The sequence below is a fragment of the Agrobacterium sp. DSM 25558 genome, assembly GCF_900100825.1.
Classification (GTDB): Bacteria; Pseudomonadota; Alphaproteobacteria; order Rhizobiales; family Rhizobiaceae; genus Agrobacterium.
The window spans coordinates 87,914-103,353 of sequence record NZ_FMUD01000013.1 but is presented as its reverse complement, the minus strand read 5'-3'; the positions used below and the strand labels follow the sequence as shown (position 1 = coordinate 103,353).

The following is a 15,440-nucleotide window of genomic DNA, read 5'->3' as shown; positions in this document are numbered from 1 at the left end:
ATTGCGCCGCATAATTGACGCAATCAATGTACTTTGCCATTGCTAGGACATATATGGTGAATATTGCAAATCCCGATACGAAGACGGGAATCCGAGGATACGCCTTGCAAGATACATTGAGACCTAACCGCGCCGCAGGGCGGCTCGTAAAAATCGTTGCCGCGATGTCTGCCAGTGTTCTGGCGATGACCTGTGTAGCACAGGCCAACCCTAAGATGGTTATTGATGTGAAGACCGGCAAGGTGATTTCGCATCAGGAAGCATTCCGCAAGTGGTATCCGGCTTCGCTGACAAAGCTGATGACCGCCTATATCGCATTCAGCGCCATGAAATCCGGCAAGCTAAGCCCCGAAACCGAAGTTGTCATGAGCAAGAAGGCTGCCGATCAGCCTGCCAGCAAGATGTATTTTAAGCCGGGTTCCAAGCTGACGCTGGATAGCGCATTGAAGCTTCTGTTGATCAAGTCTGCCAATGACATTGCTGTGGCCATTGCCGAGACGGTGGGTGGCACGAGCGAAAATTTCGTAGCTCAGATGAATGCGCAGGCGGCACGTCTTGGCATGTCGTCCACACATTATGTCAACCCGAATGGTTTGCCGGGCAAGGGCCAATATACCACGGCGCGCGATCTCGCCGTGCTGGCGCTGATCCTGAAGCGCGAATTCCCTGAATATGCGCGGTACTTTTCGCTGGAAGGTGTCAGCACCGGCAAGAAGAACTACGCCAATTACAACATGCTTGTCGGTCGATTTGACGGGGCCGACGGCATGAAGACCGGCTTTATCTGTGCATCTGGTTTCAATCAGGTATCGTCTGCGTCACGGAATGGCCGTCAGGTCATCAGCGTTGTGCTGGGCGCAGACAGCCTTGCGGGCCGCACCGACCAGTCGGCTGACCTTTTGCAGATGGGGCTGACGGCACCGTCCAGCCAAGGCGTATCGATTGCCTCACTTGCGCCCTACGGCGAAACGCAATTCGTCAATGATATCAGTGCCGATATCTGCAATCCCAAAGCCGCTCAGGTGCGCAGCGAAAGTCGCGATGAGGCCGGCCGCATGATCATCAAATCACCCTATGTCCAGGAAATGACGCGCCCACCGGTCTATTCCTATGCGGGACTCATTCCCGGCAGCGAAACGGTTGTCGCCACCACCGCTGGCAAGGGTGGCGTCGCCAATGTGCCGATCCCGATTCCGCGTCCGACATTTTGAGCAATGAATGGCTCGTCCATGGACGGGCCTTTGTCTGTTTTGAAAATCGACGCTTACGCTGGCGGCATTTATTGCTATAAGGCACTCCTCAATATGTAATGTTCTAACGCTACAGGTCGCCTCATGGCACAGGATCGTATACCAGTTTCCATCATCACAGGTTTTTTGGGTGCGGGAAAATCGACGCTTCTCAATCAACTTCTGAAAGACCCTGCAATGCAGGATGCGGCCATCATCATCAACGAATTCGGTGATGTCAGCATCGACCATTTGCTGGTTGAACGATCCGGCGATGGTATCATCGAACTGGCAGAGGGGTGCCTCTGCTGCACGGTGAGGGGCGAATTGGTGGATACGCTGGCGGAGCTGATGGATGGCATCCAGACCGGCAAGCTGAAAAAGGTCAACCGCGTCGTCATCGAAACGACGGGCCTTGCCGACCCTGCCCCGGTCATGCAGTCGATCATCGGAAACCCGATCATCGCACAAAATTTCTCGTTGAATGGCATGGTGACAGTGGTGGATGCCGTGAATGGTTTATCCACGCTCGATCACCACATGGAGGCGGTCAAGCAGGTCGCGGTCGCGGATCGTCTGGTTTTGACGAAACAAACGCTTGGTTCAGAAGCGCAGATTAGGGCACTGACGGATAGGTTGATATCTATAAACCCGCGGGCAACGATCGAAGACGGAGATCGAGGGGACTGGAAGGCTGTGGCACTTCTGGAAAACGGTCTTTACGACGCGGCAAACAAGGTTGGTGATGTCAGCCGTTGGCTGGGCGAAGAGGCTCATCATGATCACCATGAGCATCACCACCACGACGACCACGGGCATCATCACCATCATGATGTGAACCGGCACAATGCCTCAATCCGCTCGTTCTCGATCATGCATGAACAGCCGATCGATCCGATGGCCATCGAGATGTTTGTCGACCTATTACGTTCAGCCCATGGCGAGAAGCTTCTGCGCATGAAGGCTATCGTACAGCTTTCGGACAACCCAGATCGACCACTCGTGCTGCATGGTGTGCAATCCATTTTCCACCCACCGCAGCGCCTTGCCGCATGGCCGGACCCATCAGACCGGCGCACACGCATGGTTCTGATTACCCATGACCTGCCGGAAGCCTTCGTGAAGGATTTGTTCGGCGCGTTCACCGGTGCGGTTCGCATCGACAGACCGGACCGTCAGGCTGTTATGGACAATCCACTCGCGGTTCCCGGCATGCGGTTTTAGGCACAACGCCTCGCATTGCGCGCAGTGCTATTTCAAGAAATCAAACCCCAGCACGGCAGCGCCGACGAGACCGGGTTCGATGGTGCATTCGGCCCGCACGATGAGTGGGCGCGAAAACCGGCGGAGAATACGCGAGCGCACAGCAAGGTCCAAGGCGTCGACCAACGCAGCCGAATTGGAAAGACCACCTCCCACGGGTAAGATTGTCGCCCCGGTCACATTGACCACCAGTGCCAGCGGGCCTGACAGCATATCAATGTAGATATCCATCGTGCGAACGGCGTCTGCCTCGCCTGCCTGCCAATTGTCCAATATCTCTTCGGCAACCAGTGTCTTTTTTGTCAGGTGTCGATGCAGCTTTTCCATGCCGCGCGCGCTGCAGATGGCGTCAAGGCATCCTTCCAATCCGCAGCCGCAGGGGAACCGTGGCAGGTCCACTGGAGGGTTGCCTGCACGGGTTGCGGCCACTGGACCGTGACCCCACTCGCCAGCAAAACCACCCCCGCTGTTGATCAGCTTTCCGTCGATGACCAGAGCACCACCAACACCCGTGCCGAGAATGGCGCTGAACACCACGCGATGACCGCGTCCTGCGCCCGCGCCGTACTCTGCCAAGGCGCAGCAATCTGCATCGTTGGCGATGAGAACAGGCAGTCCGAGTGCTGCCTCAAGGTCGGCTTTCAACGGCCTGTCGTGGGCACAGGGTATATTGGCGATGAAGGACCTATCGGTGTCGGGATCGATGATGCCGGTAATCGACAGCGCGATGCATTCCGGTGCACCACCGATTTCGGCGATGACGGATTTCAACACCGATATGAAGGCATCGAAATCATGAACCGGCGTCTGCTTGCGAGCAACGGGCCTGATATCATCCAGCGCCCACGCGCCAGCACCCTTTATGGCGGTCCCGCCAATATCGAAACAGACGATCAACTCACAGCTCCCGGCAATAACAAGCTAACGCAGCGCTTATGCCAGATAACGTTCCGTAAGTCTCGCCCACATAGCGGCACCAACCGTCAGGCTTGCGTCGGCAAAATCATATTTGGAGCTGTGGAGAATGGCCGAGTTCATGCCGTTTCCGAGCCGCAGAAAACTACCGGGCTTCTGTTCCAGATAATAGGCGAAGTCCTCACTTCCGGGAATGAGGTGGCAGGTCGAAACGTTTTCCGTACCGATGAGTTCTTCGGCTACGGTGCGGGCAAATGCGGTTTCTTCTTCCGAGTTCACGACAACAGGATAGCCGTGCTGGTAATCCATCTCCACCGTTGCACCGAAGCCATCGACCACGGCATGGGTCAACTTGGTGATGCGCTCTTCCAGCAGATCACGAATACGTGGCTCGAAGCAGCGCACGCTGAGCGCCAGCTTGGCATATTCGGGAATGACGTTAACGGCTTCGCCCGCATGAATCGTCCCGACGGTAACGACTGCCGTCTGTGTCGGGTCGATATTGCGCGAAACGACCGTCTGCAAGGCCACAACAAGGTTACAGGCGACAACGATAGGATCAATTGTGAGGTGAGGACGCGAAGCGTGGCCGCCTTTGCCCTTGATGGTGATCGTGACCATGTCCGACGATGCCATCAGGGGACCGGAACGCAGCAGAATAGCGCCTTCCGGTGCGCCGGGGTGGTTGTGCAGCCCGAAAATCGCGTCGAATGGAAAGCGCTCGAACAGACCGTCGGCGATCATCTTTTGCGCACCGCTGGGTTTGCCCGCCTCTTCCGCCGGCTGGAACACCAGAGTGACGGTGCCGTTGAAACAGCGGGTCTTGGCCAGATGTTGAGCGGCACCCAGCAACACCGTGGTGTGGCCGTCATGGCCGCAGGCGTGCATCTTGCCGGGCACTTTGCTGGCATAGGGCTTGCCGGTTTCTTCGAGAATAGGCAGCGCATCCATATCAGCGCGGATGGCGATGCCCTTCTTGCTTTCACCGACCGTCAGACGTGCGACGACCCCATGACCGCCGACATTTCGTGTGACATCGTAGCCCCAGCTTTCCAACTTTTTCGCGACGTAACGCGCTGTCTCCGCCTCTTCGAAGGACAGTTCCGGATTGGCGTGAAGATGCCGCCGCGTCTCGATAAGGTCAGCCTCCATATCAGCGAAATCGGATACACGGGCAAAAGCATTGTCGAGCACGGTCATGGGAACTCCAGTTCAGAAAGCACGCCTCCGAGCGTGCTGCTTAAATGTGAATAGAATGCCCCGGCCAATTGCCGGGGCATCGCTTACGTCAATCAAAGAAAACGCGACAGGAAGGCCTGTGTGCGTGAATGCTGGGGATTTCCAATCACCTCTTCCGGCGTTCCCATCTCCACGATATGGCCGCCATCCATGAAGACGACGCGGTCAGCTGCTTCCTTGGCAAAGCCTATTTCATGCGTGACGACGATCATCGTCAAGCCCTGGCGCGCAAGATCGCGCATGGTGGAGAGAACCTCACCCACCAGTTCCGGGTCGAGCGCGGAGGTCGGCTCATCGAACAGCATCAGTTTCGGCTTGATAGCAAGCGCGCGCGCAATGGCGACGCGTTGCTGTTGTCCGCCGGAAAGCTGACGCGGATAATTATCCGCCTTATCGGACAGCCCAACCTTCTGCAAAAGCTCCCTGGCATAGGCCGTGGCCTCTGCCTTGCTTTCGCCATGGACGCCGACGGGTGCTTCGATGATGTTCTGCAACGCCGTCATGTGCGGATAGAGATTGAACTGCTGAAACACCATACCGATGTTGCGACGCTGCGCAGCGATGGCGTTACCCGACAGCTTCTCCAGCTTGTTGTTGCGGAAGCGATACCCGATCTGCTCACCGCCCACCTCGATCGATCCGCGATTGATCGATTCCAGATGATTGATACAGCGCAGGAAGGTAGACTTTCCCGAACCGGAGGGGCCGAGAACGACCACGACCTCTCCTGGGAACACTTCCAGGTCGATGCCTTTGAGGACTTCAAGCTGATCGAAGGCCTTGTGGACGTTGCGGGCGCGCACGAGCGGCTGTTTGTCATGATCTGCGGCGGTCATGGTGTTGGCTCCGGCTGAACGGCGGGCGCTTGAGCGGTGGCAGTGCGACGGTCGCCTCTGCCGTAGTACCGCTCGATATAACCCTGACCAATATTGAGAACGGATGTGATCAACAGATACCAGATGACAGCAACCATCAACATCGGAACGATTTCGAAGGTACGGTTATAGATAGACTGCACGGAGTACAGCAGGTCTGCCATGGCGATGACGCTAACGAGCGAGGTCGCCTTGATCATGCTGATCAGCTGATTGCCTGTTGGCGGTACGATGGAGCGCATAGCCTGCGGAATGATGATCCGCCACAAGGCACGTGCCTTCGTCATACCGAAAGCTTCCGCCGTTTCGGCTTGACCTCTATCGACAGACAGAAGACCGCCGCGAATGATTTCCGCCATATAGGCCGCTTCGTTGAGCGCAAGCCCGACGATGGCAGCTGTCATGGGCGTGATGACCGAGTTGGTTTCCCAGCTGACCAGCGTTGGACCGAAGGGAATGGCGATGGAGATTTCCGGGAAGAGCGTGGACAGATTGTACCAGAAGATGAGTTGGACGAGCAGAGGCGTTCCACGGAAGAACCAGACGAACAGTCCCGACAGCGAGCTTGCCAGAACGTCATGCGACATGCGCGCAACGGCCAGCAACAGGCCCAGAACGACGCCGATCAGCATCGCGACGACCGTCAAGCCAAGGCTGACAGAAAGGCCCTGCATGACGGTGGGGTCAAAGAAATACTGCGCAACGACCGGCCAGCCGAAGTTTTCGTTGTTGGCCACAATCCATGCGAAGTTTGCGGCAATCAGGACGGTGATGAGCCAGAGCGTGACACGACCGGTTTGAAAAGGGCGATGGGCATTTGCCACATCGCGTGGGTCCGCACCACCTGATGGCGATACGGCATGAGCGGGAGCCGCACTCATTTCTTTTCAACTCCCACCAGATTGATACCGGGTGTTTTAATCTCGTTGTTTTCCAGGCCCCATTTCTTCATGATGATACCGTAGGTGCCGTTATCGATCAGAACCTTGACGCCATCCCGCAGGACTTCGCCCAGTGGAGATCCCTTTGGCACGACGGCACCCTGAAACAGATCCTCGAAACCGTTTTTCTCACCGACGCCGGTCAGTTCCAGCTGCCCGTTGGCCTGGGACACGAAATAGGTCAACGGTGCTTGCGAAGAGAAGAACGCATCGGCGCGCTTGGAGCGAACCGCCAGAATTGAGCTTGGCTGGTCGGTATAGGACTGAACCTCGACCGGCTTCTTGCCATCGGTGGTGCATTTTTCAACCTGCGCCTTGATGACTTTCTCAGCCGAGCCACCAGCCATGACCGCGATGCGGGTGCCGCATGCCGTATCCAGCGAAACGATGCCCTTTGGGTTGCCCTTCTGCACGGCGAATACGACGAATTCCTGTACCCAATCTACGAAGTCATTGGATTCCTGACGCGTTTTGAAATCTCCAACCGGGCCGAAGGCGAACTGGTAGCGACCAGAATTGACACCGGAAAGCAACGCCGGAAGGCCGCCCACCGTGGCATGCTCGATCTTCACGCCCAGCACTTGCCCGAGCGCATCGGTCAGGTCGGCACTCGCGCCGGTCAGTTCCGTGCCCGTGACGATTTCATAGGGAGGAAAAGAGCCGTTGTTGACGGAAATCATCTTGCCATCGGCGCGAATTTTCTCCGGCAGGCGGGCATTCAGCTCTTTATTGACAGTCTGCTGCGGGATGGCTGCGTCCTGAGCCAGCGCTGGCGTGGCCAATAGCAAGCCCAGCAGAGCAACGGACGTGGTGAGTTTCGAGTACATGGCATTCCCCTTTTTTGGTTTAACTTTAAATGTCTGTTTGTCTTGAAGAGTGCATCAGCGGCCAGTAGCTTGCTTTGGAAACAGGTCGGCAGGCGAAAGAAGCCGCGGCAGAATTTTTTGTTCGTGAAGCTCGGTCGCAAAAGCGGCGATCATCTTCTCGTTGGCCTCAAAGCCATTCGTGCTCCACGAGGGAGAAAGATCGGCAGCACAACGGCGCAACTCGTCGATCATCCACGGCGTAGTATCGGCATATTTCTCACGCTTTTCCAGCCACATACGCTGGGACGCATCGAGAAGCTCGCTCAACTCATCCATGATCCACGGATGTTCGGCTACGATCGCGGCCTTAAAGCCGATCAGGTGCATACCCGGCACATAGCCAACATCGTTGAAATAGTCGACTTCGGCTGAACGATAGTCATCCAGAACCTGCCGCAGGGTCGAGTCTTTATCGAAGAAACCTTTCGGCATGAAAGGTGTGAAAACGGCATCCAGCCCGCCATCATCAAGCAGATCGACCATCGGGCGCTCACCCGGAGCGGCCTCGATGCGGCCTGGGCGGCCAAAACCATCCAAGCGGTCGGTGATGGGATGGTCTTTCGTCAGACGCCCGGCATACCACATTGCATCTTCAACGCCGACGCCTTCGCGGCGAATGGCCGCGCGCGTCCAGGTGTTACCCGAATCCCGCCAGCCGGTGACACCAATCTTCTTGCCTGCCAGATCAGATAGCTGGCGAATGGAACTGGCCTTGCTGGTGATGATGCAGCGGTGGCGGAAACCGCGCATGATGAAGTTGGGAATGCCGACAACGCTCTCATCACCATCATGACGCATCTGCGCATAACGACTGAAAGACATTTCCGCGACATCGTAGACGGCGTCGGTCGCGACGTTGGAGATAAGCGTTCCAACCCGGTCAACTTTAATATCAAGGCGAGGCGAGGATACATCTCCGAGGACGAGCGGGGTCATATAGTCCCAATCACGGAGTGCGAGGCGAAGCGTAACGGTCATGCTGAATGCTCACAAAAAATCTCGGTCATCAAAAGTTAAATGTTCAAATTACAAACATCAAATGTTATTATGTTATTGAACATTTAAAAGGGCAAAATTTTGAGCAACATCTATTCGGCAAACTGGCTTGCTGAAAAAATAGCCGATCGCACCATTCGAGGAATCGCTTTGGAAACCAGCGCCTTGATCCGGGCTGGCATTCTTCCGGTAGGAACACGACTGCCATCAATCCGCGATCTGGCCTATGAGCTGGGTATAAGTCCAGCAACGCTGTCCGAAGCGTGGGCGGATTTGCGCCGACATAAGGTCATTACCGGGCGCGGCCGAAATGGGACATGGGTCAGTGGCGATAGCTTCATTGCCAAACCGGAACGTTTTGCCAGCGTAGGCAATTACGGGCCAAACGCCTTGGATCTTTCGCTGGCTGTGCCGGATACCTCACTGTTGCCGCCGCTGGCGGAAGCATTGGCGCATGCGGCCACCGTCGATAAGCTCAACGACTACGAGCGCAGCCGTATCATTCCCGAATTGCAGTCAGCGGTAAGCGAGCGCTGGGCCTATCAGCCGGGAGCCTTTCTGGTGACGAATGGCGGCTATAACGCCGCATACACGGCCATTCGCGCCCTTATCTCACCGGGCTCCGCCGTCGCCATCGAAAATCCCACGGCCCTGCGTCTTCTCGATATTCTCGAAGACTTCGGAATCAAGATCATTCCAGTCGTGTGCGATGAGCACGGACCAACACCTCAGTCCCTGCATGCGGCGCTCAAGGAACGGCCAGCCGCATTCGTTTTCCAACCTCGCCTTCATTCCGTGACCAGCCACACGGTGAGCGCAGAACGCATGGCGGAACTGGGAGACATCTTACACGGCAGCGATACACTGATCATCGAAGATGATGGTCTGGGTGACATTTCTTCGGTTCCCCCACACTCTTTGGGTGCGCGTTTTCCAGACCGAACCATTCATATCGTTTCGTACTCGAAAACATTGGGGCCTGATTTGCGCCTTGCCGTTCTTTCGAGCTCGGCGACAATTGTCGAGCAAATCCAGTCCTACCGTGCCTTCAGCGCAGGTTGGACGAGCCGCGTGCTGCAGGGTGCGACGGCATGGCTCTTACGAAATCCGCAGAGCTGGGAGACGGTGGCAAACGCCCGCGCCACTTACCAGCAACGGCGAAATGGCCTGGCCAGTGCTTTAAGACTGCGGGGTATCGAGACGCATTCTGGTGGCGGTCTGTGCCTTTGGCTACCAGTGGCCTCGGAGACCTTTGCAACGGTGACGCTTGCGGCCCGAAACATTGCCATCAATCCCGGAAAGAAGTTCACTCTATTACCCGGCGATCATATCCGTGTCGCCACGTCCACGCTAACAGAGGAAAAATGGGATAGCGTTGCCGACGCTATTGCGCTCGCCTGTTCTGAGTGATCGGGCAGAGCGACATCTTATGTTCATGGAACCAGCAGCCCTCAACACAGTTCCCTGTCCACAAGACCAATAGAAGATCGGAGCAGCATTGACATTATTGGGGACGGTCGAAGAAATCTGGCGTTATCCGGTTAGTTCGCTGGGCGGGGAGCAACTTCACTCCGTAAACATCGAGAGCGATGGAGTTCCAGGAGACCGGGCCTGGGGCCTTGTCGATGCACACACTGGCAACGCCGCAGCTCCCGAAAAAGAAGCCAGATGGCGACCAGCGTTGTTTTTACACTCTCGGCTGATTGGCAATATACCCGAGATCGGTTTTCCTGATGGCGGGTGGATTGCGGTTTCAAATACTGACATAGCGTCAAAGCTATCTGAGCATTTCGGCTTCGATGTCGATGTGAGGCCATACGCCACCAACACGCGAATGCCTGCAGATGGACACATCGCTACCCCTCGATACGAGCCCAGTCCGCTTCATTTGATAACGACCAGCTCGCTCGAACACCTATCCACGCTGATAGGAACTGACACCGTTCATAGCAAACGCTTTCGCCCAACGCTGCTACTAAGGACGGAAGGCGACGCCGATTTTCGCGAAAGCTTATGGGTCGGCCAACTTATACGGCTGGGTCCAACCCTGGTGGCGCAAGCTTCAGAAGAGACAAAGCGATGCGGAATGACACTCATCGCCCAAACCGGGGTTTCTGAAAACCCCGATATACTACGCACGGTTCTTCGTCAGAATCGCCGCAACTTCGGCATATATGGCTCAATAGAGACGTCTGGGGTTGTGACCGTAGGTGACAGTGTTCATTTGATCGAGGCCTGACCGAATAGGATCAGGCCACCTCCAGCACCGAGGTCTTTTTGGTATCCAAAATAGCTTGGGATACCGTGTATCCGATATCACGGGCGCTGGTAATACCCTGCACGAACGGGAGTTTGTGAAGCAGGAAGGCAATCGAACCACAATAGAGCTGGTTGGTGAGATTGTCTTGAAAGATCGGTCTGAACTTGTCGTCCAGATCGATCCCGCCCGTGCGAACGAGTTGATCCTCGACGCCCACCAATGGCGATGACACACTCGTTGTCGCCTTGCGCACCACGCCCTGTTTTTTCAGCGTCGGGAACGGGATGTCACGAGCGGATAAGGTGTGCTGTCCCGTTGCATCGATAAAGGCATCAAACTGGAGGGTTTGGTTGCCGCCGTGGACGATCGCACCACGTTCGACCGCCTTGTTATCGATATCACTATCATTGCCGAGAGCCACGATGTCGAGTTTACCGGCACGGTGAAGTGCCAACAGGCGACGGATCGATGCGTGCGGAACCGTCGCGTAATCGTCCACGAACACTGTCTTGAAGTGTCTGTGAAAACGTTCGAGGTCTTTTTCGTTGAGGTGCGGGATCGCCAGCGCAATGACCTCATGCATACGCAAAATCGCGTAACGCCATTCTACCGTATAGTGGCGCAGCTTGTTGGCTTCCGCTTCGGCAAGATTGCGCGCGGCCCATACAAAAGGTGGCGTGGTCTCGCGGTCCTGAAAATAGGCTTTGGCAACCGTTTCCACCGTGAGCTGAGAGAGGCCGATGCGCGATGCGTATTCGGGGTCGCAAAATACCAGTTCTGCCTTGAACAACTCGAACACGGCATCCAGCAAATCATGACGTCTCGTTGCGATCACGTTCTCGATCGCTGCTTCGGTGCAGAACTGAAGCGGCCGATAGGGAATTTCACAATAGAAGTCAGCCTCCGGCAGGACGCCCTTTCGCGACATCATGGTGACGTGGAGCCCCTCCGTATCCGGCAGCGCGTGATATTGCAGATCACCCTGCTCATCGAGGAGGAAAGAGCCGTGCGCCGTTGCGACGGTGATCAAGGCATCGATGCCGCTCAAAGATGTGCCTAAGATGCCGACCTTACAGGGTTTGATTGATTTCAGCACGGGAGCTGGCCATGGCGACACATAGTATCCCGGCCTGATCTCCGTCGTCTCCGGGAAGTCATGTCCGGTTGCCATGACCACGTGATCGAATGCAAATTCCAGCGCTTCGCCATCCGGCGCGGTTACGCTAAGACGGATATCCGCAGGTCTCAACTCGATATCGGCAACGCGGTGCGATGCCTTGACCTCAATCGTGTGGCCGTTGGCCTTGCCGATGTTCAGAAGCTGCGAAAACTGCGCGTACAGAAACTCACCCAAGACAACGCGCGGATAAAATTCACGCTCGTTAATGTTGGCTCGCTCTATACCGAAGCGCTGCAATTCCTCGTCCGTCTGGCGCAAAAGCCAGTCCATCAGGGTTTCGCAGACTGGCGGTAGCTCAATGCTGGCAATGTTCGACAGCATGGCGCGGTCGTTGAGTGCAGGGTGATAAGGAGTGCCCTTGCCCGGATCGGATTCACTTTCAAAAATCGTGATGGAAAGCGGTTCAGATTTCCCGACCAAACCCTTTAACGTGTAAATACCCGTAGGGCCGGATCCTATGATGGCAATTTTAGGTGTCATATGCACAATAAACCCCGTGACGCAACGCCGACTGACGCCTGTTACAAACCGGAAGACGCCCTCGAAGTTCCCTCGACCGGTGCGCACGACATGAGATAATCTTTATTTAAAAGAGAGGTTCCAATGTTGAACATAGATCGTCCGAACTCGTTTCCTCTTTCATGAAAACACAGAGCGATCCTCTTCTCACCTCCCTTCCCTCCGGCTTTGGGGCAGTCATCATCGGTGCCAGCGGCGGTATCGGCTCTGCGCTGTGTGCTCGTTTGCAGCATGAACCCCATGTCGGCGAGGTCATTGCGCTTTCTCGAAGCGAGGGCCAGATCGACCTTCTGGATGAAACCAGCATCGAGAAAGCCGCACAACAACTCCAAGGCAAACCGATCCAGCTTCTGATCTGCGCGACGGGGGTACTCGATGTTGATGGACATCCGCCGGAAAAATCTCTGAAACAGGTGGACCCAGACATCATGCTACGGGAATTCAGCATCAATGCAGTTGGTCCGGCGCTGATCGCCAAGCATTTCCTGCCTTTGCTGGATCGAAAGAAGCGAGCCATCGTCGCGTTCCTATCAGCCCGTGTCGGTTCCATCGGGGATAACAGGTTGGGCGGGTGGATTTCCTATCGCGCTTCGAAAGCTGCCCTCAACCAGATCGTCCGCACCGCGTCGATTGAATATGCAAGGACTCACCCTGAGATCGTGCTGACGGCGATCCATCCCGGCACGGTCAGAACGAATTTGTCGAGGCCTTACGCCGGTGGTCACCGCACTGTCTCGCCAGACGAAGCCGCGGCCTCCATCCTCACGACGCTGAATGCGCTCGGTCCCGAAACGTCCGGGTCCTTCATTGCCTATGACGGCAGCGCAATACCCTGGTAGAAGCAAACGATCAAAAAAACGGGCGAGCAATATCAAGCATGAGCTTCCACGACCTTACCGCCGCAGGATTGATCGCGTTGGCCGCTATGCTCAGCATGCCGATGTTTACGACGCAGGTGGCATTGGGTGCCGAAGATGGCGGGGAAGCTTGCCTCTACGAGCGAAACCGTGGGGCGCAGCTCATCTGCATACGCAAGGCGGCTTTCAATGCCGATCTTTGCCGGACGATTGCGCATTTTGCCCAAGAAAATAAGGTGCCGCCTGCCTTCTTCGCGCGGTTGATATGGCGCGAAAGTCTTTTTCGTCCGGAAGCCGTGAGCTTCAAAGGCGCGGAAGGCATAGCCCAATTCATGCCAGCAACCGCCAGAAGTCGCGGTTTGGCCAACAGTTTTGACGTGATCGACGCTCTGGAGACATCCGCATCCTATTTGAAGGAACTGGAAGGACGATTTGGAAACTTCGGTTTCGCGGCGGCGGCTTACAACGCCGGTGAGAACGGGCTCGCCCGTTTTCTGATGACTGGTCGGTTACCGATAGAAACCCGCGATTACGTGTTCGCCATTACGGGGCACACCGTCGAGACGTGGCGCGATGCCCCGCCTGGGAAAGCAGCACCAGAATTGGATGATGCCCTTCCATTTCAGGAGGCATGTCTGGCGCTGGCCGAAACGAGACGCATGCAAGAACCGGTTTTCAGCGGCTCGGCAGACTGGGCTCCTTGGGGCGTTCAGCTTGCGGCGCATTACCGCCCGTCTGTCGTGGAAACATTGTTTACGAAAGCCATCGAACGGTTGCCGTCTCCCATCAACGAGGAGCGCGCCTTGATCGTTCGGCAACGCGGCGGCAACTTCGGCAACCGCCCCCGCTACGCGGCAAGAATAGGACGTGAAACACGCGCCGAAGCCAACCGTCTCTGTGAGCAGATCAGAACCGCCAAGGTTGCCTGCACGGTTTTGCGAAACCGATAGGGGTTACCGGCCTCTGGCTATTGCGGAGGGTTGCATGGATGCAATTCACCGCCCTCCGTTGCTTTCCTCCACATTTTGCAATTCAAACAGGCCCCACCTACAACCAGAGGTCATCGGGGCCTGTTTTCGTTGCGGAATCTTCTCAAAACTGTCGCAACACCGTCATCTGACGGCTTCATACGCGCCTCTGAAAAGGAGCGCAAAATGCAGCCTCAGTCGCTAACTATTTCTGGAATCGGTAAGCGTTTCGGTACCGATGACGTGCTCAAGGGCATCGATCTCTCCATTCGTCCCGGCGAATTCCTCTCGCTGGTCGGCATGTCGGGCTGCGGCAAGTCGACGTTGCTGAGGATCATCGCAGGTCTCGAAGCAGCGGATCGTGGCACCGTCTCAATCGGCAACCGTGATGTCACCGATGTCGATCCGGCGGACCGAAACCTTGCCATGGTTTTCCAGTCTTACGCGCTCTATCCGCATATGAGTGTCTACGACAATATCGCGACGCCACTCAGAATGCGTCGGCTGTCCTTCTGGGCAAGGTTGCCACTGGTGGGACGTCTGGCCGCAAATACCGAAACGCTGCGTGACATCGACGCCGCGGTAAAGGACGCAGCAGAGGTGCTTCAGATCGGCCATTTGCTCGATCGTCGCCCGGCACAGCTTTCCGGTGGTCAGCGCCAGCGCGTGGCCCTTGCGCGTGCACTGGTGCGTTCACCGGCAGCATTTTTGATGGATGAACCATTATCGAACCTTGATGCAAAGCTGCGCGCCCATATGCGCGGAGAGCTGACCAGCCTGCACGACCGCCTCGGCGCAACATTCGTTTACGTCACGCATGACCAGATCGAGGCAATGACCATGTCCGACCGCATCGCCCTGATGTCGGAAGGCCGTATCGAGCAACTGGGGACGCCGGACGAGCTTTACCAGCAGCCAGCAACATTGACGGTTGCCCGCTTCATCGGAACACCGTCAATCAATCTGCTGCCCGTGGAAACGGGAGCGTCCGGCGAGATCGTCATGTTCGGACGAAAGCTTGGGCTTAGAGCACAGAGCATCGCGGCAGGCCCAGCGACGCTCGGCATCCGCGCAGAAGATATCTTTCTGGCGACCGACGGCATCGAAGCACGTATTCTGCGGACCGAAACCCAAGGCGCCGACCGCTACGTCACTCTTCAACTGATCGACGATACGTCCATCAGCCTCATCATGCGCCAGAGGGCTGATGACACCCTCAACGCCGACAATGACGGCAAGGTTCGGCTGGGATTTACGAAGGCACATGTGCATTTGTTCGGCGCTGACGAGAAACGCTGCGACGTGGCGTCTTACGAAGAGGTGCTTGCGTGA

Annotated in this window: 14 protein-coding genes; 7 read left to right on the top strand and 7 right to left on the bottom strand. The window is 56.3% G+C overall.

The window, feature by feature from the left end:
• Positions 1-104 precede the first annotated feature (104 nt).
• Both DSM25558_RS13125 and DSM25558_RS13120 read left to right on the top strand, forming a co-directional pair.
• The gene (locus DSM25558_RS13125; protein WP_371479931.1) at positions 105-1,211 is read left to right on the top strand and encodes a D-alanyl-D-alanine carboxypeptidase family protein; all 1,107 of its coding nucleotides are present in this window, start codon (positions 105-107) and stop codon (positions 1,209-1,211) included.
• Between the two features lie 123 nt (positions 1,212-1,334).
• Complete coding sequence (locus tag DSM25558_RS13120) at positions 1,335-2,453, top strand: CobW family GTP-binding protein (RefSeq protein WP_077105209.1); 1,119 nt, start codon at positions 1,335-1,337, stop codon at positions 2,451-2,453.
• A 27-nt stretch (positions 2,454-2,480) separates the two neighbouring features.
• Here the strand turns inward: DSM25558_RS13120 and DSM25558_RS13115 are convergent, their stop codons facing one another.
• From DSM25558_RS13115 to DSM25558_RS13090, 6 genes are all read right to left on the bottom strand, one after another.
• Positions 2,481-3,389, bottom strand: a complete 909-nt coding sequence (locus DSM25558_RS13115) for an ROK family protein (RefSeq protein WP_077105208.1) — start codon at positions 3,387-3,389, stop codon at positions 2,481-2,483.
• Between the two features lie 36 nt (positions 3,390-3,425).
• Positions 3,426-4,607: a M20 aminoacylase family protein gene (locus DSM25558_RS13110; RefSeq protein ID WP_077105207.1), complete on the bottom strand. Its 1,182-nt coding sequence runs from the start codon at positions 4,605-4,607 to the stop codon at positions 3,426-3,428.
• 92 nt (positions 4,608-4,699) lie between these two features.
• The gene (locus DSM25558_RS13105) at positions 4,700-5,482 is read right to left on the bottom strand and encodes an amino acid ABC transporter ATP-binding protein (protein ID WP_077105206.1); all 783 of its coding nucleotides are present in this window, start codon (positions 5,480-5,482) and stop codon (positions 4,700-4,702) included.
• Entirely contained in the window at positions 5,479-6,402 is a 924-nt protein-coding gene (locus DSM25558_RS13100; RefSeq protein WP_077105205.1) for an amino acid ABC transporter permease, read from the bottom strand. The genes DSM25558_RS13105 and DSM25558_RS13100 overlap by 4 nt, the downstream gene beginning before the upstream one ends.
• A complete protein-coding gene (locus DSM25558_RS13095) occupies positions 6,399-7,289 on the bottom strand; it encodes an ABC transporter substrate-binding protein (RefSeq protein ID WP_077105204.1) in 891 nt (296 codons plus the stop codon). The genes DSM25558_RS13100 and DSM25558_RS13095 overlap by 4 nt, the downstream gene beginning before the upstream one ends.
• A 54-nt stretch (positions 7,290-7,343) precedes the next feature.
• Entirely contained in the window at positions 7,344-8,306 is a 963-nt protein-coding gene (locus tag DSM25558_RS13090; RefSeq protein WP_077105203.1) for a substrate-binding domain-containing protein, read from the bottom strand.
• Between the two features lie 99 nt (positions 8,307-8,405).
• On the opposite strand from DSM25558_RS13090, the gene DSM25558_RS13085 reads away from it, so the two are divergent.
• Positions 8,406-9,734: an aminotransferase-like domain-containing protein gene (locus DSM25558_RS13085; RefSeq protein ID WP_077105202.1), complete on the top strand. Its 1,329-nt coding sequence runs from the start codon at positions 8,406-8,408 to the stop codon at positions 9,732-9,734.
• A gap of 88 nt (positions 9,735-9,822) precedes the next feature.
• Positions 9,823-10,563, top strand: a complete 741-nt coding sequence (locus DSM25558_RS13080; protein ID WP_077105201.1) for an MOSC domain-containing protein — start codon at positions 9,823-9,825, stop codon at positions 10,561-10,563.
• A 10-nt stretch (positions 10,564-10,573) separates the two neighbouring features.
• On the opposite strand, the gene DSM25558_RS13075 is transcribed toward DSM25558_RS13080, so the two are convergent.
• The gene (locus DSM25558_RS13075) at positions 10,574-12,244 is read right to left on the bottom strand and encodes an FAD/NAD(P)-binding protein (protein ID WP_077105200.1); all 1,671 of its coding nucleotides are present in this window, start codon (positions 12,242-12,244) and stop codon (positions 10,574-10,576) included.
• 161 nt (positions 12,245-12,405) lie between these two features.
• On the opposite strand from DSM25558_RS13075, the gene DSM25558_RS13070 reads away from it, so the two are divergent.
• From DSM25558_RS13070 to DSM25558_RS13060, 3 genes are all read left to right on the top strand, one after another.
• Entirely contained in the window at positions 12,406-13,122 is a 717-nt protein-coding gene (locus DSM25558_RS13070; protein WP_077105199.1) for an SDR family NAD(P)-dependent oxidoreductase, read from the top strand.
• A 95-nt stretch (positions 13,123-13,217) separates the two neighbouring features.
• On the top strand, positions 13,218-14,090 hold the full coding sequence (locus DSM25558_RS13065; RefSeq protein WP_371479941.1) for a lytic transglycosylase domain-containing protein: 873 nt from the start codon (positions 13,218-13,220) through the stop codon (positions 14,088-14,090).
• Positions 14,091-14,294: 204 nt separating this feature from the next.
• On the top strand, positions 14,295-15,440 hold the full coding sequence (locus DSM25558_RS13060) for an ABC transporter ATP-binding protein (protein WP_077105198.1): 1,146 nt from the start codon (positions 14,295-14,297) through the stop codon (positions 15,438-15,440).